At 33.0% G+C, this 22,354-nt stretch carries 14 protein-coding genes; all 14 read right to left on the bottom strand.

Features of this window, described 5'->3' with window-relative positions:
• Positions 1-10: 10 nt before the first annotated feature.
• The 14 genes from fdrA to DFR80_RS01430 all read right to left on the bottom strand — a co-directional run bounded on the left by fdrA (position 11) and on the right by DFR80_RS01430 (position 22,235).
• Positions 11-1,549 carry an acyl-CoA synthetase FdrA gene (fdrA, locus tag DFR80_RS01365; protein ID WP_114489006.1) on the bottom strand — a complete coding sequence of 513 codons (1,539 nt, stop codon included), beginning with the start codon at positions 1,547-1,549 and terminating at the stop codon, positions 11-13.
• Between the two features lie 2 nt (positions 1,550-1,551).
• Positions 1,552-2,457, bottom strand: a complete 906-nt coding sequence (locus DFR80_RS01370; protein WP_158537667.1) for a DUF2877 domain-containing protein — start codon at positions 2,455-2,457, stop codon at positions 1,552-1,554.
• A gap of 27 nt (positions 2,458-2,484) precedes the next feature.
• Positions 2,485-4,035 carry a hypothetical protein gene (locus DFR80_RS01375; RefSeq protein WP_199505748.1) on the bottom strand — a complete coding sequence of 517 codons (1,551 nt, stop codon included), beginning with the start codon at positions 4,033-4,035 and terminating at the stop codon, positions 2,485-2,487.
• Between the two features lies 1 nt (position 4,036).
• Positions 4,037-4,720 (bottom strand): cysteine hydrolase family protein, encoded by a 684-nt coding sequence (locus DFR80_RS01380; RefSeq protein ID WP_114489008.1) that lies wholly within the window; start codon positions 4,718-4,720, stop codon positions 4,037-4,039.
• A gap of 221 nt (positions 4,721-4,941) precedes the next feature.
• Positions 4,942-6,573, bottom strand: coding sequence for a PucR family transcriptional regulator (locus DFR80_RS01385; protein WP_158537668.1), 1,632 nt, complete (start codon positions 6,571-6,573; stop codon positions 4,942-4,944).
• Between the two features lie 197 nt (positions 6,574-6,770).
• On the bottom strand, positions 6,771-8,114 hold the full coding sequence (locus DFR80_RS01390) for a glycoside hydrolase family 125 protein (RefSeq protein WP_114489010.1): 1,344 nt from the start codon (positions 8,112-8,114) through the stop codon (positions 6,771-6,773).
• 15 nt (positions 8,115-8,129) lie between these two features.
• A complete protein-coding gene (locus DFR80_RS01395; protein ID WP_199505749.1) occupies positions 8,130-11,276 on the bottom strand; it encodes an alpha-mannosidase in 3,147 nt (1,048 codons plus the stop codon).
• 65 nt (positions 11,277-11,341) lie between these two features.
• The gene (locus DFR80_RS01400; protein WP_114489012.1) at positions 11,342-11,968 is read right to left on the bottom strand and encodes a YesL family protein; all 627 of its coding nucleotides are present in this window, start codon (positions 11,966-11,968) and stop codon (positions 11,342-11,344) included.
• A 124-nt stretch (positions 11,969-12,092) separates the two neighbouring features.
• Positions 12,093-13,940: a glycoside hydrolase family 20 zincin-like fold domain-containing protein gene (locus DFR80_RS01405; RefSeq protein ID WP_114489013.1), complete on the bottom strand. Its 1,848-nt coding sequence runs from the start codon at positions 13,938-13,940 to the stop codon at positions 12,093-12,095.
• Positions 13,941-13,959: 19 nt separating this feature from the next.
• Positions 13,960-16,257: a glycoside hydrolase family 3 N-terminal domain-containing protein gene (locus tag DFR80_RS01410; protein ID WP_114489014.1), complete on the bottom strand. Its 2,298-nt coding sequence runs from the start codon at positions 16,255-16,257 to the stop codon at positions 13,960-13,962.
• 34 nt (positions 16,258-16,291) lie between these two features.
• On the bottom strand, positions 16,292-17,290 hold the full coding sequence (locus tag DFR80_RS01415; protein ID WP_114489015.1) for a glycoside hydrolase family 130 protein: 999 nt from the start codon (positions 17,288-17,290) through the stop codon (positions 16,292-16,294).
• Between the two features lie 19 nt (positions 17,291-17,309).
• The gene (locus DFR80_RS01420) at positions 17,310-19,808 is read right to left on the bottom strand and encodes a hypothetical protein (protein WP_114489016.1); all 2,499 of its coding nucleotides are present in this window, start codon (positions 19,806-19,808) and stop codon (positions 17,310-17,312) included.
• A gap of 35 nt (positions 19,809-19,843) precedes the next feature.
• A complete protein-coding gene (locus DFR80_RS01425) occupies positions 19,844-21,256 on the bottom strand; it encodes an ABC transporter substrate-binding protein (RefSeq protein WP_114489017.1) in 1,413 nt (470 codons plus the stop codon).
• Positions 21,257-21,320: 64 nt separating this feature from the next.
• A complete protein-coding gene (locus DFR80_RS01430; RefSeq protein ID WP_114489018.1) occupies positions 21,321-22,235 on the bottom strand; it encodes a carbohydrate ABC transporter permease in 915 nt (304 codons plus the stop codon).
• Positions 22,236-22,354 lie beyond the last annotated feature (119 nt).

A 22,354-nucleotide genomic window follows, 5' to 3' on the forward strand; every position in this document is an offset into this window, starting at 1 on the left:
TTTATACCTCCTAAGCCAGAATCTCAGCAGCTATTTCTGCTGCCTGAACATTATTATCTGCCAGAATTACTCCAACTTCTCTAAGTTTTTTGGCCTGCTGACTGTAGTTTTGATAATCAGATTCAGTTCCACAGATATAACCTACAAATATTAGTTTTCTATTTTTTCCAGCAGCATTTTCCTTTGCTTCTTTAATTGCTTTAACAGTAACCCCTGCCGGATCAGAATGAGAGCCAAAACCCAGTTCAATATCAAGTAAAATAACTCCAACTTCTGGATCTTCAGCCTCTCTAATGATTCTTTCATTTCTTAAGGAAGGCTCAATCATGGGATGGGGTTTCCCAACTGTAAACTCATCTTCTCCCATATCCAAAAGTACATTCCCCTGATAATTATTTATATCATCAAGCTTTTCTTCTGCATTTTTAGCAATATTACTTTTAATCTGACCAACTTTATCTCTTAATATATAGAGTGCTTCTGCACAGAGAGTGCCGCCGCCAAATAAGCCTCTTAAATATTTCTGTTCCTGGGTTAACTTAGATTTTGCTGCTTTTATTTCATTTTTTAATTTTTCATCTGCTTCAGCTCCTTTTTCAACTGTAATTCCTGCCGCTTTCACAGATTTTAGAGCCGCCTCTTTTAAGGTGTTAGCAAATACAATCTTAGAATCATCACTTTCTCTTTCACTTTCTAAAAAACAGATAACAACTTTTTTATCTACTTCAGCTAAAATATCTAAAATCTTTGCTTCTACTTCTTTAGCTGGCGGTTTAGAAATTAAAGTAATTACCTCAGTCTGAGAATCACGAGCCAGAGCCTTAATGGACTGGATCATCATCTTCCCACCGATATCCTTTTTAAGATCACGGCCTCCAGTTCCAATTGCCTGAGCAACTCCACCACCAAGTTTGTCAATCTGAACCATTACTTCCTGAAGACCTGTACCTGAGGCTGCAGCCAGAGAAATATTTCCTTTTTTTACTTTATTGGCAAAACAGAGCCCTTTATTATTGATGGCAGCAGTACCACAATCAGGTCCCATTAAAAGCAGTCCTTTCTCTGCAGCCATAATTTTTAGCTCATTTTCTGCTTCAACACTTACATTATCACTAAAAAGCATAACATTTAACCCTTTATTTAAAGCTATCTTTGCCTCCCGAGCAGCATACTGGCCGGGAACTGATATTACTGCCAGATTAGCTTCCGGAAATTCTTTTAAAGCTGAATTAATAGTTTTTGCTTTAACTTCCTTTTTTTCTCCCTCTTTGTCTTCTTTATTTGCTAAAAGTTCTTCTGCCTTTTCTAAAGCTGCCTTATATTTTGCTTCATCTTCAGCTTTGATGGCAATAATTAAATCATTTTCTTCAGCCGCCTCTGACTCTGCTGTTGCCATTTCAATATTATTTAATAAATCTTTATTCATTGCTGTCCCCATTGAAACAACAGCATCTTCTACTCCATCAATCTCCAATATTTTATTAGAAAGCGACATTAAAGTTACCGAATCATAATAACTATCTTTTTTAATTAAAGTTTTAGAATACATTTTTAACCTCCATCTTCCATATTTAATAATATCTCCTGATAAGCTGTCATAATTCCGATTGAAATATCAGTGCCAGAAGACGATCCAATTTTTAGTACTTCTTTGAGATATGATCTAAATCTTGGGCCCTCTGCATTTAAAGATAGAATTAAGTTTTTTATGTTTTCTCTGGTTTTTAATTCAAGAACTCTGTTAAGCATTGCCCGGCTGATAACTGTAGTTGAGACCTCTATTCTTGCTAGATTTAATTTTAAATTCTTAAAAACTTTTTCCGAATAATTATTATTCAAAAAAGCCATTGTCAGAAAGTAACCTGAAAGAAAATCATCCCCGGAGGGAGTTAATCCCATCCCAAACCCAATTATTTTCTCTGGCTTTTTACTCTCCACGATAATATATTTTTCAATTCTATCTGCAAACTCTCTTTCAATAGTACCAGGTTTTTCTCCCAGTGTGTGGATGGTAAATCTTTTTTGGTAAAAATACTTTGCTCCACCTGAACTGCCCTGATCTCTTATTATGCTAAAACACTCTTTTAAATTTCTTTTTAAAATATCTGACTCTAATTTCATTTTATCCTGCAGCCGACTCTTAAAAAGATTATATTTCGCAAGTTCTATAACTAATTTATTGGAAATAAATAATTTATTATCAGAGATTTGTATTTTATCCTGCCTGATGATATTTCTTTTTTTAAAGCTCATAGCTGAATTAATTCTTAAAGTATGGGGAGCATTATCAATTGTTCTTAAAACTATTGAATAGAGATCATCAAGTTCATCAATTAAATTAATTACCCGATTATAAATGCTGTGTATTTTAAAATTTAAATTACCAGTTAATAATTTTTCTTCAAAATCTAAACTAAGGGAGAGAGCATCAACAATTTTTTGATTTTGCTTTAGCATCATACTCCCTCCTCTAATTTATTTAAGTTAAGCCTGACTTTTTTCTGGATTATAAAACTCCATTAGGTATAAGAAAACAGCAACTAAGAAATAACCTAAAGCAACCATTGGTGCACTACCAAAAGAAATTTTACTTGCATGAATAAAACCGAAAAATGATAATATTGCCGTAACAAGACTGTAAGCTGAGGCAACTTTAAACTTACGGTCTATAATAAAGATTACTATAGAGGCTAACATCATACCAACTAAAATATTACCTGCTCCCAGCGTTTCCCAGCCAGTATAAGGAATCCCGGCATCTATTAAAGTCTGTGTTCCAAGTTCAGCTAAATCTACTCCGGCAGCATTTAAAGCATTATCGATCTGAGTTATAACAAAGTTGGCCACAAATGGCATAAAAGCTAAAATCAGAGCCGGCATATGCCTCTTCTCAGTTGCAGCAAAAGCCTGAGAACCAATGACCATTGCAATATAGATTAAAATTGGCAGTAAAGCAACCAGTGGAATAATTGTTAAAACTAATGGTAACAGTCCAAGTAGAGCAACACCTAAAATACAGGCTCCTGTTGCCAGTGAATAACCAACTCTTGCTCCTGCCTCTTTCCAGCCTGGATGACCAATATAAAGAATTGTTGGAAAAGGACTACCTAAAACTGCCCCCAGCAAGGTTAAAAGTCCCGGAACCAGCATTGCTTTTCCTGTCTGATAAACATCTCCTGCCACTTCCGCACTTTCTAAATTATCTAAACTCTCTAAGAAGTCATAAATAGCAAGGGGAATTGCAGCCGGTAGAAAAGGAGCCAGATATTCGAACCCATTAACTAAATTTCCCAAGAAAAATTTGGGCATTGCAATTCTAAATCCACCCACTGCTTCCTGAACTTCAGCCACACTCATGTAGCCGCTAAGCCAGGCTACAACTGTACCTATAATAATTGCCATTAAACCTGCAGGTATATTACCAGGGAATTTTTGACGGGCAAACCAGCCAACTATAACTATAGCAAAGGTTAATAATCCTATATAGGGAGTAGTAAAAACTTCTCCAATCGGATTCATCGCAATAAAAGTCAGTGCCAGTCCTGCTAATGAACCAAGCATTGCCGCCCTTGGTACATATTTTTGAATATAGGGGCCAACAAAAGCACCAATGGTCATAATTGCACCCTGAATCAGATTCCAGCTCATCCCTACAGACCAGGCTAAAACCCAGTCGTTGGTATTTAAATATACAGGCAGCATCACTGCAAAAGCCACTACAAAATAGTGAGGAACACTTAAACCATAGGGCATTGCTGTCACATTATTTCTCTCTTCCTCAAGTGAAAGTTTTTTCGCCTGATAGGCTAAAATTATCCCTCCAAGACCAATTGCAACTGCTGTCCCAGGGACAATATTTCCATAAACAATATCATCCGGCATATTTATTGCAAAAACCAGTAAACCAATTGCTGCTAAAAAGTTAGTTAACACATTAGTAAAAAGACCAAAAAATCCGTTTAAATCTCCCTTTACAAATAAAGGGGTTCCTTTTTTAGAATGAACCGACTGAGCAGAATTGTTTTTATTTGCCAATTTACTTTACCTCCTCATTAATAGCAGCAAGTAAATTTTGAGATTCAGTTGTCCAGCCAAAAATTGCTCCCTGCTGATGAATCATTCTAATTGAGTCCTCATGATCCTGGGGATCAAAGGCTGCTGAGCAGTCTTCTAAAAGCAGGCAGTCATAACCCCGATCATTTGCTTCCCTGATTGTAGTCTGTACACAAACATGAGTCGTAACTCCAGCAACAATTAAATTTTTGATGGCTTTATTCTGTAAAATTAGTCCTAAATCAGTCTTATAAAAAGCTCCTTTACCAGGCTTGTCGATTACAGGTTCTCCCTCAGCAGGTTGAAGTTCATCAACAATATCATGACCATATTCTCCTCTGATGAGTATTCTACCCATTGGGCCCTCATCGCCGATTCCAGCTCCCTGACGGCGGCTTCTCTTTAACTTGCTGGGAGGACAGTCTGATAAGTCAGGTCTATGGCCTTCCCGGGTATGGATAACCAGCATCTCATTATCTCTAGCTGCAGCCAAAACTTTCTGCAGCGGTTTAATTATTTCCCGGGTAGGGCTGATATCATTACCCAGCTTTTCTCCAAATCCACCTGCAGCACAAAAATCTCTTTGCATATCAATAATTACTAGAGCAGTCTCATCAGTTTTGAATTGATACTCATAAGGTTTTGCTTCTACATTAATAGTTTTCATTTTAATTCCTCCATGTTTTAAATTTTAAAATAAATATTATTCAAAATTTTTTCTTTAATCTTTATTTTTAGCTTAATTAAATGATAACACTGTCTGAATTTTTAATCATCATAAATTTGCGACAAAAAAAATTACATTTCTTTAGCACATTGTGACAAAGAAATGTAATTTAAGAGTTGTTTTGTTGTTATTTGATATATAAAAGTAGAATAATCAAGTTTTTAAAGCCTCAGTTGATCATTTGCTTTTAACCAGAGGTGAATATTATAGGCAAAAACTATCTCTGCTAATTGGTAGCCATCTTCAATGTTTATTCCATAATCCTTTAACTTTTCTACCCGATAGCGCATTGTATTATAATGAAGATACATGGCTTTGGCTGATTTTTTTAAATTAAAATTATTATCAATTAAAACTCTTAAAGTTTCAATCAAATTCATTTCACTTTCTCTCTCATGTCTAATTAACTTTCCCAGTTTTTTATCAAGAAATGAGTTTAAAAGCTCAAAATCACTAATTTTATCAATCAGATTAAATATTTCGTATTCATCATATTTCATCACAAATGAATTCTGTTCTAAAATTCTGGCAATATCGAGATTTTTTTCTGTAATTTTGTAAGCCGCAGGAAAACGATCAATACTTTTTATTACCTGAGATATTCCTACTCCAACTTTTGAGTTAACATCTATTTTATCAATTATTTTTTCTCCCACATCTTTTAAGTTTTTCTGAATTCGCTTATCAAATATTGCATTAATAAAAACAACAAGAGAATCATTAATATAAATAGTCTTTATCTTATCCTGATAAATTGATAAACTCTGATTAAACACCTTTTCAATTTGATCATTATTTAAAATTTTTTCATAGTATTTTTTCTTTTTAACCTCATCTTCAGTAAAAATCTTAATAATCATCATAATTTGTGGGAACTCTAATTCCCAGCCAAAAGCCCTTGCTTTTTCTATTGCTTCAATCTGGGACTTTATTTTACCCTGTAGAATATTTCTAATAAATGCATCCTGAAAATTCTTTTCTTTTTCTAAGACTGCATTATTCTTATAAAATACAGAAGCTATCAGCAATGAAGCCTGTTCTATCGCTAGCTGAAGATTTTCCGGGTCCAGATAACCCTTTTGAGTCAGTAAATAACCAAAACACTGATTTCCTGCCTTAATTGGATGGGTTATTAAGTTTTCTTTATATATTATATGATCATCAATTTGTAATTTTAATTTTTTATTAAAAATAGTTCTATCATTATTCGGAAAAATAAACTCTATATTCTTATCTTTCAAATCTTTAGAAATAGAAATTGTTTTAAAATCAGTATCACTTAAAATGACTGGATTTTTAATCATTTCAGCAAGACTATTAACCAAAAAATCTAAACTTTTACCCTTCAAAAAAAGATCCATCAACTTTTCATGGATATTATTCCTAAACTCCAGAGTGCTTAAATGTTTATCTAAAGATAACTCAAGTATTTTGTTGGCCATAGTTGATAAATTGGCATTATCACCAAGTCTAATAAGAGGTAAATTTAAACTTTCTGCCTGTTCAATCATAATTTCGGGAATACTTTCTACATATCTTCCTGGTTTAATACAGATTGCTGAGATTTCTTTTTTATTAAGTTTAGGTAGTAATTCTTTCTGGGCATTCTCATTCTGATGAATTGGAAAAAGAGTAGTTAAAAGTATATTGTGAGCCTCCAGATAAGGATAAATATCTGGAACCTCCATTAAAGAAGCACTTTTAACAATCTTCTCCACTCCATTTTCGCCGGCTATTAATTCTGAGTCTTTAAATATTTTTAAGCCTAAAATATCTTTAACTTTAATTGACATCATATTCCTCCGTTGAATGCTTAGTTTTTAAGATAATCTATATATAAATTTTAGCATTATTAGATTAGGAAAACAAATAGTGATTATTTAATTGATCTACAATCTTATTCTTAAGATAGAGTGAATTTATAATAATATTATGAGATTGTTTAAAAATAATCCTCGTTGAAATAACCAACGAGGATTGCAGTAAATTCCTATATTTTATTTAAGATCTCTCTATTTTCATTATAGATCTTTAATATTAACTCTCCAAACAAAGTATTTGCCCAAGCAAACCAATCTCTGGTAAATTCATCTGGATTATCTTTATTAAATGATTCGTGCATAAAGCCGGTCTCTGCATGAGTTGATTTTAGCATTTTTAAACACCCAATAATCTCTTCTTTATCACTGCTAGTTAGAGCTCTCAGGATAATTCCCATTGGCCAGATATTCTTCTTGCCAGAATGTGGACTCCCCTGACCTTCTGCATGTTCTCCCTTAAGAAAGAAAGGGTTATCATCACTTAATAAGAAGTTTCTTGTATTTTTATAAATCTCATCCTCATCTTCATGAATGCTAAGATAATTTAGAGAGATTAAAGAAGGAATATTGGCATCGTCCATAAATAATCTATTACCAAAACCATCTACCTCATAAGCATATATTTTGCCATAATCTAGATGCTCAAACATTCCATATTTCTCAACTGCTGTTTCAACTTCATCAGCAAGCTTATTACAGCTTGCAGCAAACTCTTCATCAGCGAGTTCTTCTGAGTAAAGTTTATTTAACTTTCTCAGAGCAGATACTGCAAAAAGATTAGACGGAATTAGATAAGAAAATAAAGTTGCATCATCAGAGGGTCTAAAAGCAGAATGAATCAAACCTACTTTTCTAGTTGGACGGCCTGTTCCATTAAAGGTTGCTGATTCAATCATTTCAGTTGTCTCTCTGACAAAAAAGTAGTCGCTTTCATCATTTTTTCGCTGTTCTGTCTTAAAAGTTTTATAAATTAAGCGCATTGCCTGATCAAGTTCATCAGTAAAAATAGATTGATCCTGACACTGCTGATAATAGCCATCAATTAGGCGAACCACAGCACAGAGAGAGTCAATTTCCCACTTTCTTTCGTGAACACCAGGCTTTGGTTTTGGCTGATCCTCAATAAATGGAGTCTTCTGTTCTCCATCCCAATAAAAAGCATTGGCATATGGATCTCTTAAAACAAACTCTGCCTGCCTTCTAATTAAGCCTTTAATCATTTTTCTTAACTTTTGATCCTCACTAATTAAAGGAAGATAAGGCCAGACCTGAGCGGTAGAATCTCGAAGCCACATTGCATCTATATCACCTGTAATTACATAGCTGTCAGGCTCCCCCTTACTTTCCTTATAATTAACAGTGGTATCTAAAGTATTTGGATAGCAGTTATTAAATAACCAGGCTAATTCCTCATCCTGAATATAATCAACTACTTCTTTAATCTTTTCCTCTACCGCCTTACTGCTAAAACAACGATCTTCTTTAGCCGGGCGTCTTTTAGGAAACTTATCCATCTTAAAACATCCTTTCTATAAACTCAATTTAAATGTTTTGATTTCATATGGTTTGATAGTAAATTCAAACTCATTCTCGTTAATCTCTAATTCTTCAATTTCACTTTCATGTAGATCACATTCGCAAACTTTGCTCAGGTCTCTATTAACTTTAATTGAAGTATTTGTTCTTCTATTATAAGCTTCATAAACTCTGATAATAATATCATTACTATCTTCTGCTTTTTTAACTACCTCTAAAATTACATTCTCATCTCTAAGTTCAATAAAGGAATAATTATCTTCTAATTTACCTTCCTGTTTCTCTAAAACACGGTTAAATAAAGGCTGATTTAACTTATATGCTTCTTTAACTGTGTCTGCTTTTTTCCAGTCACCCTGATGAGGATATAAGGAATATTTGAATTTATGGATCTCTCTATCAGCAGCTTCGTTAGGATCTTTTGCAGATTTAAGTAAAGTTAATCTCATTGTACTTCCCTGAATATCATAACCATATTTGCAGTCGTTTAATAAACTAACTCCATAATTATCTTCAGAGATATCTGCCCATTTATGGCCGACAACTTCAAACTGTGCTTTATCCCAGCTCGTGTTAGAGTGGGTGTTTCTCTCCAGGTTACCATACTGAATCTCGTAGGTCGCCTTATTACTGTGAATATCAACAGGGAATTCCGCCTTCAGTAATACCTGTTCTTCTTTCCAGTCAATAGTTGTATCATAATCTATTCTGTCAAGATCACTATAAATCTGAACCAACTGTTCAATCTTAGAATCCAGGAATTGCTTGGTAAGCTTAACAGTAGCTCTAACTGGACCTTCTTCCAGCACTTCAATCTTTTCTAGATCATTAACTTCCCAGCGTTTTTCCTGGTAATAAATATTAATATCCCAGGCATCCCAGTTATGAGGTTTGTCTTCAAAAGCAGCCAGTACATTTGCCTTTTCGCCTTCTTGAAGAACTTCTCTTGCTGCTTTTTTATCATAAATAGAATCAATATTTCCGTTATCATCAAATTTAATCTTAAAGAAGGAGTTCTCCATTTCTTTACTATTAATTTTAAGTTCGTTTTCTTTTACTTCAGCTGCAGCCTCTATCTCTTCAAAGTTAAAGACCTTAAAGCCTTTAGCAGGAATTGACTGAGCTGTAAAGATAATTTTCTTAGCTTCTAAATCATCTTCCAGGTACTGAACTGCTACTTCTTTCTCGCCATCATAGAGCTTTATAAATTCAACTCCAGCCGGTAATTCTACCTCAACAACGTCATCTCTATTAAAATCTAACTGGTTAAAGACAACTATAGAATCGCTCTCTACATTGATTGCAGCTGCAATATCATTAATGCTCTGATCTAATAATTTTTGACCTTTTTCTATAATCTCTAAATACTGTTCTTTAGATTCTTCGTAAACAGGTTTGATTGAAGTCCCTGGAATAATATCATGGAACTGATTTAATAATATTGTTTCCCAACCAGCATTAATTTCCTGCTGAGGGTAATCTTCAGAATCAAGCAGTGCATCCTTTAAAACACTAAAGAATTCAAGGTTTTGATATAAGAATTCACTTTTACGGTTATATTTTTTGTTTCTTGCCATAGAAGTATAGGTTCCGCGGTGGTATTCAAGGTACAATTCTCCTACCCACTTTGGTACCTGACTTTCTTCTTTTAATCTATTGTCAAGGTCTTCAAAGAATTCACATGAGCTTCCTCTTTTTACCTTAGGTACACCTGGAATACCTTTTTCCAGTCTTTTAGCATTTTCGAGCATACCCTTTGTAACTCCACCCCCACCATCTCCATGGCCGTAAGCAAATAATACCTCATTATTAATATTTTTCTGCTGATATCGCTGCCAGGCACCCTTTACCTGAGAAGGCTTTAAAATACCGTTATAGGTTGTAAAGAATCCTTCAGAATCATAGTCAGTTGTTGTGATAAAATGCGAGAGAACCTGAGAACCATCAATCCCCTGCCAGTTAAAGGTATCATAAGGAATTTTATTATATTCGTTCCAGCTTAATTTAGTAGTCATAAAATAATCAATACCAAACTTCTTTAAAATCTGTGGTAAAGCAGCACTATAGCCAAATACATCCGGCAGCCATAACACTTTATTTTCTACCCCAAACTCATCTCTAAAGAATCTGGTTCCAAATAAAATCTGTCTGATCAAAGATTCACCAGAAGAAATATTACAGTCAGCTTCCAGCCACATTGCACCTTCAGCTTCCCACTGGCCTGATTTAACTTTTTCTTTAATTCTATTAAACTGTTCTGGCTGTTCTTCTTTTAAATATTTATATAACTGAGGCTGACTTGACATAAATACATAATCAGGATAATCTTCCATATGATTTAATACTGTAGAAAAACTGCGGGTTACTTTCTCACGAGTTTGTTCTAAGGTCCATAACCAGGCAACATCAATATGAGTATGGCCAACACAATGAGTTATTACATCATCATCACCACAGTAGCCATTATAAAATTGTTCTTCCAAGTAATTAATTGCTTTATCTACTGACTGATGGAAGCTCTCAGAATAAGCTTTTCTCAGATCAAGTAAGTTAACCGCTGTATTAAGATAATTTATTATATCCAGTTGAATCTTCTGATTGTCATCATTAACTTTGGCTGCTTCCAGAGGAACTTTAAGATCATAATACAGCTTTTCAATTTTGGGATTTAAAATACTTAACTTAGCCTTAACGCGTATCTTCCCGTCTTTAAATCCGGCAAAACCACCTCTTTTATTAGCCTGCCAGGTACCATTATAGCCATGCAAATAAACAGTATGATTTTTTCCTGCTTCCGCTTTTTTAGTTATTTCAACAACCTTGTGATTCTGGTCGATTCCCTGCTTAATCTTTCCATCTACATAAATTACAGCTTCAGGTAATTTATCTTCAAAAATAACTACCAGATTTTCTCCGTCCATTTTTTCTGGTACTTCAAAATCAAACTTGAGCCAGAAATGCTCTTTTTCCTCAGCCTGCTCACCAAATACATAATCAGACCACTGAGATGAATCTTTATTTAAATCATTTAAGTTTTTAGCTGCTGATTTTTTTATTTTATAACTATCTAATTCTACTTTTTCAGAATAAATATAATCTTTTATTTCCTTAGTCAATCTATTAAGTCTTTCAATTTTCATTATCAAAACCTCCTAAACTATTATTGTAATTTAATCAAAATTATAAACTATAAAGTCAATCATGTTTATCTTTCATCTTCATCTGAAACCTGAGCATATTTAACAAATCTATCCTTAAGAATATAGGAAATCCAGAGTGCATAAAATACTACAATAAAAAGTACAAAGAAACTATTCAAGCTAAAAATCAAATAAAAGATAGGAAAAAATATCAGGCATTTTATTGTAGTTAAAAAGTGTCGATTGGCAATAAAAAATGATGCTTTAAACGCATTTATTATTGTCACATGATAGCGAGACAATAAAGGGAAGATATACATGGTTGTAATAAATATTTCAAACAAAGCTATAAGCTGTATAATATAGATATATTTTGCTATCAGGCCTGGCATTAAATTTATATTAATCATATTAACAAAGATAAAATAAGAAACTGTTAAAAGTATGATCCAGATAATTGTTGAGTTTTTAAAATTCAACTTGAAACTCTTCCAGAAAGAACTAAAAATAGAATTAATATTTTCTTTTCTAACTATTTTACCACTTAAATAAAATAAAGCTGTAGTTGAAGCCCCAATCGTTATTAAAGGAATACTAAAAAACAGCCAGATTATATTTAATAATAGCAGCTTATAAATCATCTTAAAAATATTAAAAAACACTCCATCATAACTTAGATATTTATTTTCCATAAATTATTACCACCTTAAAACTTAAAGTTATTCTAACTGATAGATTAAAATATCAACAAGTACTATGTAAAAATTAAGAGCTTTCAATTAAATTATGAATTTAGAAGCTCTATTTATAATTTTTCTAATTTATACCTCTTAAATAATCAGCATACCAGATTATTACATCTCTAATTCGATAAAACTCTGACTCCTTACTAACAGAAAGCCATAATTTTCTATAATCCTGCAGCCAGTATTCTAAATCAACTGCCAGCTCTGTAGCCGAAATTTCATTTTCACTTCCTGCATAATCTTTAGAGTTAATAACTGAAGCCAGTTTATTAAAGAATAAAATAGCTCTAGCAGCAATAATATAGGATTTGACAATATCTCTTTTCTTAGGAACTAAATCAGATATATTCTGATAAAGTTTATCTATTTTTTCTGCTAGTTTTTCATTTGCCTTCTTTACTGATTCCAGCTCGAAAGCTTCAAAGTATTCTGCAACCATCTCATCAGCACGGTCAAGTTGTTTCATTTCCTGGAATCTAACTACTAACTCCCAACCAAATTCACTTAAAACTGGAATCTCTGCAATCAAAGATAACAGCTCTTCTGACTGATCGCCAAATTCTAGCAGGGAAATTTCTTTATTGATCTCTGCAAAATCTTTTTCTTTATTATTCCAAGAGAATGTTGCACCATAAATCATTCCTGCTGTTGAGAATTCAGGATGATTAATATGACCAAAATCTCCCCAGTCTGTATTTAAAATTCCAATTGCATCATATTTTTCTGCATAATCACACATTAGAGTAATATTTTTATAGGAAGACTCAATTAAGTTAATCATTTGATTCCAGCCGCCAACACCAGGGCATAAATACTGGGTGGCACCTGCTTCTGCTAAAACTTTTGTTTCATGTTCACGCTGCTCTGGAGCATATCCCCAATTTAAGCATATTGATTCTTCTGGTAAATCATTGATTCTTTCTGGAAACTTAGAAATAATATCTCCCCAGAACATTGGAGTTTTACCTTTTTCAAGCAGAAATTCTGCAAGCTCATTTAAAAAGTCTATATACATCTGCTGGGTTCCTATTTCAGCTGCTAACTCTTTACTTCTTCCCTTACCAAGATCAAATGTTTCGTCAGAACAGATATTAAAATAGTCTGAACTAAATAAAGGCATATACTCTGAAATCATATTTTTAATAAACTCTAAACTTTCAGGATTAGAAGCATCAATAGTATGATGCTGCATCCGCGAAAGAAAAGAAAACTCTTCTTCTGCTGCAGCTTCTAATTCACATAAATGTTCATAACTTTTTGTGCTTAAAACCTCATATAAATGCCCAAATGAAGCTATAGAAGGAACTAAATCAATATCTAAATCCTTACAGTATTCATCAAGCTCCATAATTTCTTCTGCAGTTAAAGGTGTATCATCTCGCCAGACTTCACTAAAATCTTCAAATAAAAAGCTGTGCTCAATATATAACTGAAACTGATTTATTTTATAATAGCTTAGTTTATCTGCAAATTTCTTTAGATATTCTATAGTTGGAATTCTACCTCGTGTTGCATCGTGATAAAAACCTCTATTTTCTATTTGAGGATAATCATAAATTTCGAGACAGCTTAAAACAGCAGCTTCCTGTGCTATAATTTGTCTTAGAGTCTGTATTCCATAAAGAATGGCTGTTTCACTGCCTCCAAGAATTATAACTTTATTCTTTGAGATAGTCAATCTATATCCCTGTTCTTTTAAGTTTTTATCAAGACCTAAATAAATTGAATTTTTTTTAGCTTCACCTCTACTAATTGCTAAAGAAAATCCGGTATTTTCCTGAATATCTTCTTTTAAGATTCTGGCATAATTATTTGCTTTTAAATCACAATTTTTTGAGATGATAATTGAAGCATCACAACGTAAGTAAAATTTATCATCAGAAATATTTATTTTTTGAGGCTCTGGTAAAATATACATGTGATTCCCTCTCTCTGTTTTATATTATTTTGAACTTACCTTCCAATATGTTATTAGAATCTCCTTGAACAAATATCTTAATAGTTGAAACTTCAAGTCCGTACTCAGATCTGATATTCCAGATTTTCAACTCATCTTTTGTTAAATTAAATATTATTTCTTTTTCTTCGTCCGGCTTTAATAAAACTTTTTTAAAAGCTTTAAGCTCCCTAACTCGTCTTGTTATGCTGCCTTCTTCTGCCTGAATATACAATCTTGCAACTTCTGATCCTTTTATACCACTAATATTTTTTATTTTAAATTTAATACCTACACTTTTATTATTCTTTAGTTCAGAAATATTAATTTTACTATCTGTAATTTTAAGCTGGCTATATTTAAACTCACTATAGCTCAAGCCATGACCAAATTTATAAAGAGCTTCGTTGTTTTGATCTATGTAACAACTGCTTATTTTTTTATGATTATAAAAAATAGGAAGCTGAGATGATGATCCTGGTATTGAAACCGGTAATTTAGCAGAAGGGTTATAATCACCAAATATAATTTCAGCAACTGCCCTGCCACCCTCCAGACCAGGATACCAGGCACAGAGTAATACATCAGATTTTTTAGCTATCATCGGAATTGCATGAGGTCTTCCCTGAATAAGTACTGTGATTATCTTTTTATTTAACTTTTTAATCTCTTTGATAAGTTCTAGCTGATCTCCTGCTAATTCTATATTTGCCAGGTCTACTCCTTCTCCACAATTCATTTTTATATTTTCATCATCTATTAAAGCAGCCCCATTAATATCAAATTTAGTGTTAAAATCACGGGTGCTTGATCCTCCCAACACAACTACCACAGTATCAACTTTACGAGCTATTTCTATTGCTTGCCTAATATTATTTTTAGCTCCATTTCTGATACCACATCCAGAATTATGAACCACTTTTATTTTATCAGGCAAGATCTCTCTTATTCCCTCTAATACTGTGCTTCCATTATCTTTTTCTTGAGGAGCAGTATAATCTCCGAGCTGATTATAAAGTTTGTTTGAATTAGGACCTAATACAGCTATGCTTTTTATATTTTTTGATAGAGGAAGTATATCATCTTTATTTTTTAAAAGTACTACAGATTCTCTGGCAACCTGTAGGTTTAATTTTTTAGTTCTATCAGTAGTAAACACTTTCTTTGATAATCTTTGATCTGTATATGGATTTTCGAATAACCCAAGCTGAAATTTAAGTTTTAAAACTCTTACTACTGCTCTGTCTATATATTTATTTAAATTCCTGTTCTTTTTAACAGCTTCTTCAAGTTTAGTAAAAGAAGTATCCCAGAGACTAAGGTCAACACCTGATTTGAGAGCTAAAACAGCTGACTTCTCATAACTCCCTGTTAAATCTAAAAGTCTATCTACAGCAGTTCCATCTGCCATAACAATTCCACCAAATTCAAATTCTTCTCTTAAAATATCTGTCAGAAGATATTTATTAGCATGACAGGGGATTCCATCAATTTCATTATAAGCAGCCATTATTCCTAAAGCACCAGCTTTAATTCCAGCTATCGCTCCTGGAAGATGAATCTCTCTTAACTCTCTTTCGCCTATTAAAGCTGGTGCTGCATTTAATCCTCCAGTACAGGCTCCCTGGGCACAAAAATGTTTCATTACTGCTGCAACTTTGTTATTTTCTCTTAAATCACTCAAGTCTTCTCCCTGCAGCCCTCTAACTGCGGCTTCAGTCATTTTGGCTGCAAGATAAGGGTCTTCGCTAAAACATTCTTCTGACCTTCCCCAGCGAGGATCTCTAAGGATATCAAGAAGAGAAATCAAAGCAAGATGAGCACCTCTAGACCTTATTTCTGCAGCAGATTGGGCCATTGCCTTCTGATATAATTCTGGATTCCAGGAAGATGCAATCCCCAAATTTGTAGGAAAAACAGTACCATCCAGAGCCTGATGTCCATGTGGACATTCTTCTGAAATCAAAACTGGAATCCCCAGCCTGGTATTTTCAACAATATATTGTTGAATCATATTTGCTACTTCCGCTGACTTTTCGGCGCTAATCCCATTTTTGAAAGTTACACGAGACCACGGGTCAGCTCTAAAAAGACCATAAAGAGCACCCATACCCTTTCTCAAATTAACTTCATCCTTGAATTTTTCTGTTAATTTAAAAGAATCTCCTGACCTTTGATAAGTATCCCAGCCATATAATTTTTGATTTAATTGACCCACTTTTTCTTTTAAAGTCATCCTATTTAAAAGATCGTTAACCCGTTCTTCAATTTTAAGTTCCTTATTCTTATACTTTTTCATCAGTCTAAATTCTCCTAGGTTTTAATTTGAAATATTATTCAGCAAGTGGATTTTTCTTTGCGTAATCAATTAATTCATCAACTGTAGTAAAAGCCAGTCCAGTAACAGTATCAGCACAACCATAATAGATTGCTATTCGGCCTGTATCAGCATCAACTAATGATGCACATGGGAATACAACATTTGGAACATCTCCCACACACTCATATAACTTTTTAGGCGCTAAAATATAGTTTTTAGATCGATATTTCACCTTCCAGGGCTCGTCCAGATCAAGAATTGCAATTCCCATTCTATAAACAAAGCCATTACAGGTATTTATAACTCCATGATAGATCAAGAGCCAGCCTTCTTCTGTTTCAATTGGAACTGGACCTGGACCAATCTTTGTTGACTGCCAGGCAGATTTATCTCCTTCATATGTACCCATTACATGTCTATGGTGGCCCCAGTACTCCATATCTGGGCTGTCACTATAGAAAATATCTCCAAAAGGTGTATGACCATTATCACTTGGTCGACTGAGCATTGCATATTTACCATTAATTTTTCTTGGAAACAAAACACCATTGCGGTTAAATGGTAAAAAGGCATTTTCTAACTGATGAAACTCTTTAAAATCAGATGTATATGCTACTCCAATAGTAGGTCCATGATAGCCATTACACCAGGTAATATAATACTTATCCTCGATTTTAGTGACTCGAGGATCATATCTATATTCTCTTTTTAAAATTTCTTTGTCTGCCCCTTTGAATTCAACTGCATCATCATCAATATCCCAGTTAATTCCATCTTCACTAAATCCGGCAAAAATATCCATGCTTACCGATTTGCTGTCACAGCGGAATACACCTGCAAATTTGCCCTCATAGGGAACTACTGCACTGTTAAAAATACTATTTGAATTAAGCTGTTCATCTCTTTCTATAATTGGATTTTCATTATATCGCCAGACAGGTCCATCATAATCTTTCGGCTTATCCTGCCAGGGAATATTTTCTAATGATTCTCCGATAACTTTTGTCTTCATCTTTTTTCCTCCATCTTATTTATATATTTAAAATTTGGGGTTTATATTGTAACTCTTCTAATTTTTTAAATGAATCTTTAATATTTTTGTGATTTGATAAAGTTAGTGAATATCTAAATTCATTAAAACCTGAAAGGTCCATGGAGAAGTTTGTTTCCCATGTATTATTCATAATCCAGGAATAGATTGGTCTTTGATTATTTTCTTGAGCTTTATCACATAGCTTAATTGGATGATGTTTCATCTCTCCCATATACATTAATGAGGTGTCAGGGGTTGATATCAGTATACTACCATCTTTAGAAGTGTAGGTTAGGCCCACATCTGAAACATAATATTCCATACAGGTACCAGGGATTTGATCGACGCCTGGCCTAAATTCTTCTGTACCTTTTTTTATATATAATTGCTTTTCTTCAAGATCTAAAGATAAAGGCAAATAGATGCTTTCAATGTCAGTATTGATTGTTTTACCTAATTGGAGTTTAAAGTCAATTTTAGGTATGTCATCAAAAAACTTCATTATTACTGCACAATTGATAGTCCCAGGTAAGTCATAGACAAATTCAATTGTTGTAAAAATATCTCCTCTTTCATTATTGTTAATTTCTTTAATTTTACCAGCAAAATATTCGGCGTGTTTGCCCCGGATATTTCTACCTAGAATTTGTCTTTCGGTAAAGGGACTGGCTGTTGGATTATCTTTTGATTTTCTGATAGGTGTATATTCATATATAGGTGTGAAAAAGGGTATCGTTCCTTTCAACAGCATATCTTTACCTGTATTTTTATTAATAAAACTTGTTATTCCATTTCCAATACTATAAGTTAATTTAAACCATTTGTTTTCAAATTCATATGGTAGTTTATAACTAACACTGTCATAGTCATTTACTATATCGCGAACTTTTTCTGAACCTATGTAGGCTTTTCTAGTATTTATAGATTCTGATATAGCTGGGATTTCTTCATAACGATATTGTTTAGTTTCATGAGCCTTAAATTCATCTATAAAACTAATTAATACCCCGCGTGGATGATCAGAGATTTGGATTTTCATCTTTTCTTCAGTTTTAATATTGACAACTCTGGCATTTTTAAGAGCCTGTGTTTCTATATAAAATTCAACTGGCATTTTTTCAGATAAATTTGTCGGATTAATGACTTTAATTTGTCCTTCAGTATTATAGTAACGCATTATATCGCCCATATTTTCCGTAACCCTATTCAACAAGAAAGATGAGTATTCATGGGCTTTAGAAGCATAACTATTTTTGCGAATTTCTAGATTAGAAACCATTGTTTCATAAGGATTTGAAACTGTTGCTGAATGTCCACTGGTATGTTCTGCATATAATAAAATATTATCTTGTGCTTTCTTGGCTTGTTTGGGGTACTTGTCTTTAATTTCCGGATCTAAACGCTGGCATAGATGATATTTTCTAACAGCATCTTTATAATGTTTGACAAGGTATGGTGCAGCGCCGATACCATTTGCCCACCAGTCAGTTAAATCTCCACGGTAAACCGGTGCATCAGTGAGTTTATTTTTAATTAATTGGTATAATTCCTGTAAACTGACCATTTTTAATTGTACACTGTCTGGATATTGTTGGTTGTATTTTTCAATAGTTTCTAGAATATCTAAATTAGGCGGTGCGTTATCAGTAAAGGCACCAGAGACAGATGATATAATAAAATCATAATTATAGCCATTTTCTTCACATTCTCTAATATATTTATCAAGATTATCTTTTAAAGTTTTAATTGAATTTGAATAGTCATCTTTTTTACCCTGATACATAGTTGTCATATAGTTTTTAATTTGATTTGGCTTGATACCTAAAACATTTCCTAGATTATAATGTTCACCATTCCAGACTAATATTTTTTTACCTGCTTCATTTTCCCAGAAATATGCTGTTTGGTTTTGATATAAAGGATACATGCCGTGATGACAGTGGATGTTGGTAAATAAAAATTCAATGCCATGATTAATGAGGGCATCTCTCTGCCCCATGGAAATACCATTAATATCAGCAATCATGGCTGTTTTGGGGTTTATACCTCTATTATTAAAATTCTTAACCATTTCATCTAAGCGTTCATCAATAATCTGGTAGTCTACAAGATCATTAAAATTTAGATAAGTTGCAGATAAACCAATTTTATTTTCTTTTACTAATTGAAAGAATTCTTTTTTTTGTTGTTCTGTGGCTTGTTTTAAGAAGACTTCAACACAATAATATGTTTCACAGTTCCAGCGAAATTTTTGATTTTCAGGTTTTTTCATAATTTCAAGAACAGTATTAATATAATTTGCCTGAACAGTAATAATACGTTCCTGCAAATCGGTATAGCCTATATCAGTATGACTATGATGCACTATATACATTGTATTTATCTTGTTTTTCATTATAAGTATCATTCCTTTTGCTGAGATCAAGCCTAAAAATTTAAATTTATTGTTTAGTAATATGTAGAAAAATGATAGTACAGAATTTATCTGTACTATCATTCCTTCTTTCCAGATTTTGTAATTAATCTTTGCTATTAGTTATTGTAATATTCGTCAACCTGTCTTTGAGCCTCTTCTAACAATTCATTAAAACCAGCCGCTTCTAATTCAGAATTTATTTCTTCAATTAATGCTTCTGGTTCCTGAGAACCTGTTAATAGCACACTTTCATATTTATTAAAAACGCTGATACTATTTGCAAGTTGATTTTCATATCCACTGGTATCCATATCAAACCCGAGCATTACTGATGGAGTAGCTTCTTCGTTTAATTTCTGTACTTCTTCCCACTGATTTACTTCCTGTTCTTTAAGCTGAGAAACAGTAAAGAAGGTACCCTGGGTATAACCAGCCATAGCCCAATCAGTATTTAACCTATCAATTTTACCGTCTTCAGTATAAACAAAATCATCTCCTTCTAGACCATAATATAAGGCATCTCTTACATATGAATCCATATTAACTAACTGCAGAAGTTGAAGAGCTTTTTTGGGATATCTACTGCCTGAATAAATTGCATTCAGAGAACCGCGAACTGTTCTATTAGATACAATTGGATCTGTATATCTAACTGCAACAGCCTCTGTTCCCATATTAGGACCCCAGATAGTCTCAGCAGCTGTTGACCAACCCTGAGCAATCTGCAGAATTCTATAGTTTGGGGTTTCAGTAATAATTGGTGCATCAGAATTAATAATTCCTTCTTTATACCATTCATGTACAACTTTTAACTTATTGACTACATTTTCCTCTTCTAAAACATTAACTACAGTTCTGGTCTCATCATCAACTTTAACTCCTAAAAAAACTAATCCTGTTCCCAGGTTATCATATTGATTTGTTACTGCTGATAAACCTTCTTTAGCAAGTGGAAGAGGTGTTGTATTCTCACCTTCTTTTATTCTTTTTAGAGCAGGAGTAAGTTCTTCTAATTTAGTCAACTCCTTATAATCAACATTATATTTTTCTGCAATATTTTTATCCCAGACTAAATACTGTGTCATTGAAGAATCTTTATATGTAGGAACAGAATAAATTTTATTATTATACTTTACTGCTTCCCAATATTTTTCTGGAATATACTCATATAAATCCGAAGCTTCTTCCTTAACTAACTCAGTAATATCCTTAAAAGCACCTATTTTAATTTCGTTAGTATATCGACCAGCATCTGTAAACAAGATATCAAAATACTCACCAGAGTTTGCTATAATGTTTCTTCTATTCTGCCAGTCACCCCAGGAAACAACCTCAACATCAAGATGAACTCCTATCTTATCTTCTAAATACTCATTGATATTTTCCTGCCAGGCATCATAATTACTTGGCATTCCATTACCAACCATTACCCATTTCAAAGTTGGAACCTTCTCTTCAGCAAGAGCTGAAGAAGCAAAACTAAAGATCATCAACAATAAAACTGCTAAAACTAAAATTTTCTTTTTCACAAAAAACCCTCCTTAATATTTTATATAAAAAGCTGTTTGGCTTCCTATACCATAATTTAAATTATTAACCTTTAACCGCACCAATTGTAAGACCAGAAACAAAATATTTCTGAAAAAATGGATAAGCCAGAGCAATTGGAACTACAATGACAACTGCGATTGCCATCCTAACACCTTCTGTTGGCATTTGATTTGCATACTGCTGTAAAGTAAGGCCAGCTGATGGATTTGTAGCTAAAAACTCAATATTTCTCTGAATATTATTCAATAAAGCTTGTAAAGGTAATAAATCCTGTTTGGTAATATATAATGAGGCTAAAAACCAGTCATTCCAAAAACCAAAACTTAAAAACAAACTTATTGTTGCAAGCAATGGTTTAGCAATCGGTAATACAATTCTAGTGAAGATATGAAGCTGGTTTGCCCCATCAATTTTGGCTGATTCGACAATCGAATTTGGAACAATTGTTTTAAAGAAAGTTTTGCAAATAATAACATTAAATGAAGATACCATAAGGGGCAAAATTAGAGCCCAAAGTGTATTTCTTAGATGGAGGACATTAGCATTTATAACGTAACTTGCCACCATTCCACCATTAAAGATCATAGGAATGAAAACTACCCAGGTAAAAAAACTCTGTAACTTATATTCTCTTCTGGATAAAACATAGCCCATAGTAGTTGATAGTACTAAACCTAATAAGGTTCCCACCACTGTTATTAAAATTGAAACTCCCAGAGAATTTAAAATCATATCTTTTTCCTGCCATAAAAATCTATATGCTTCTAAAGAAAATTCATTAGGAATAAATTGATAGCCAAAATTAGCTATTGATGCTTCAGAAGTAATAGAAATTATAAAAACAAATAGAAAAGGAATTATACAGGAAATAGATAATATAAAAAGCAAAACATTAAAAATAAAGTTTGTAGTTTTAGAGATACTGCTTATACCGTTTTTTTCTTTTTTATTATTCATTATTATCTCTCCTTATATAATTGCATATAATGTTTTTAAGCCCGTCAAAGAGATTTCCAAAAGTTTTTTGTAGTAATTTAAATTATGCCAGCTAATTTGACATGGTCGTTTTCTTCCTT

It is taken from the genome of Halanaerobium sp. ST460_2HS_T2 (assembly GCF_003337665.1).
Taxonomy (GTDB): domain Bacteria; phylum Bacillota; class Halanaerobiia; order Halanaerobiales; family Halanaerobiaceae; genus Halanaerobium; species Halanaerobium kushneri.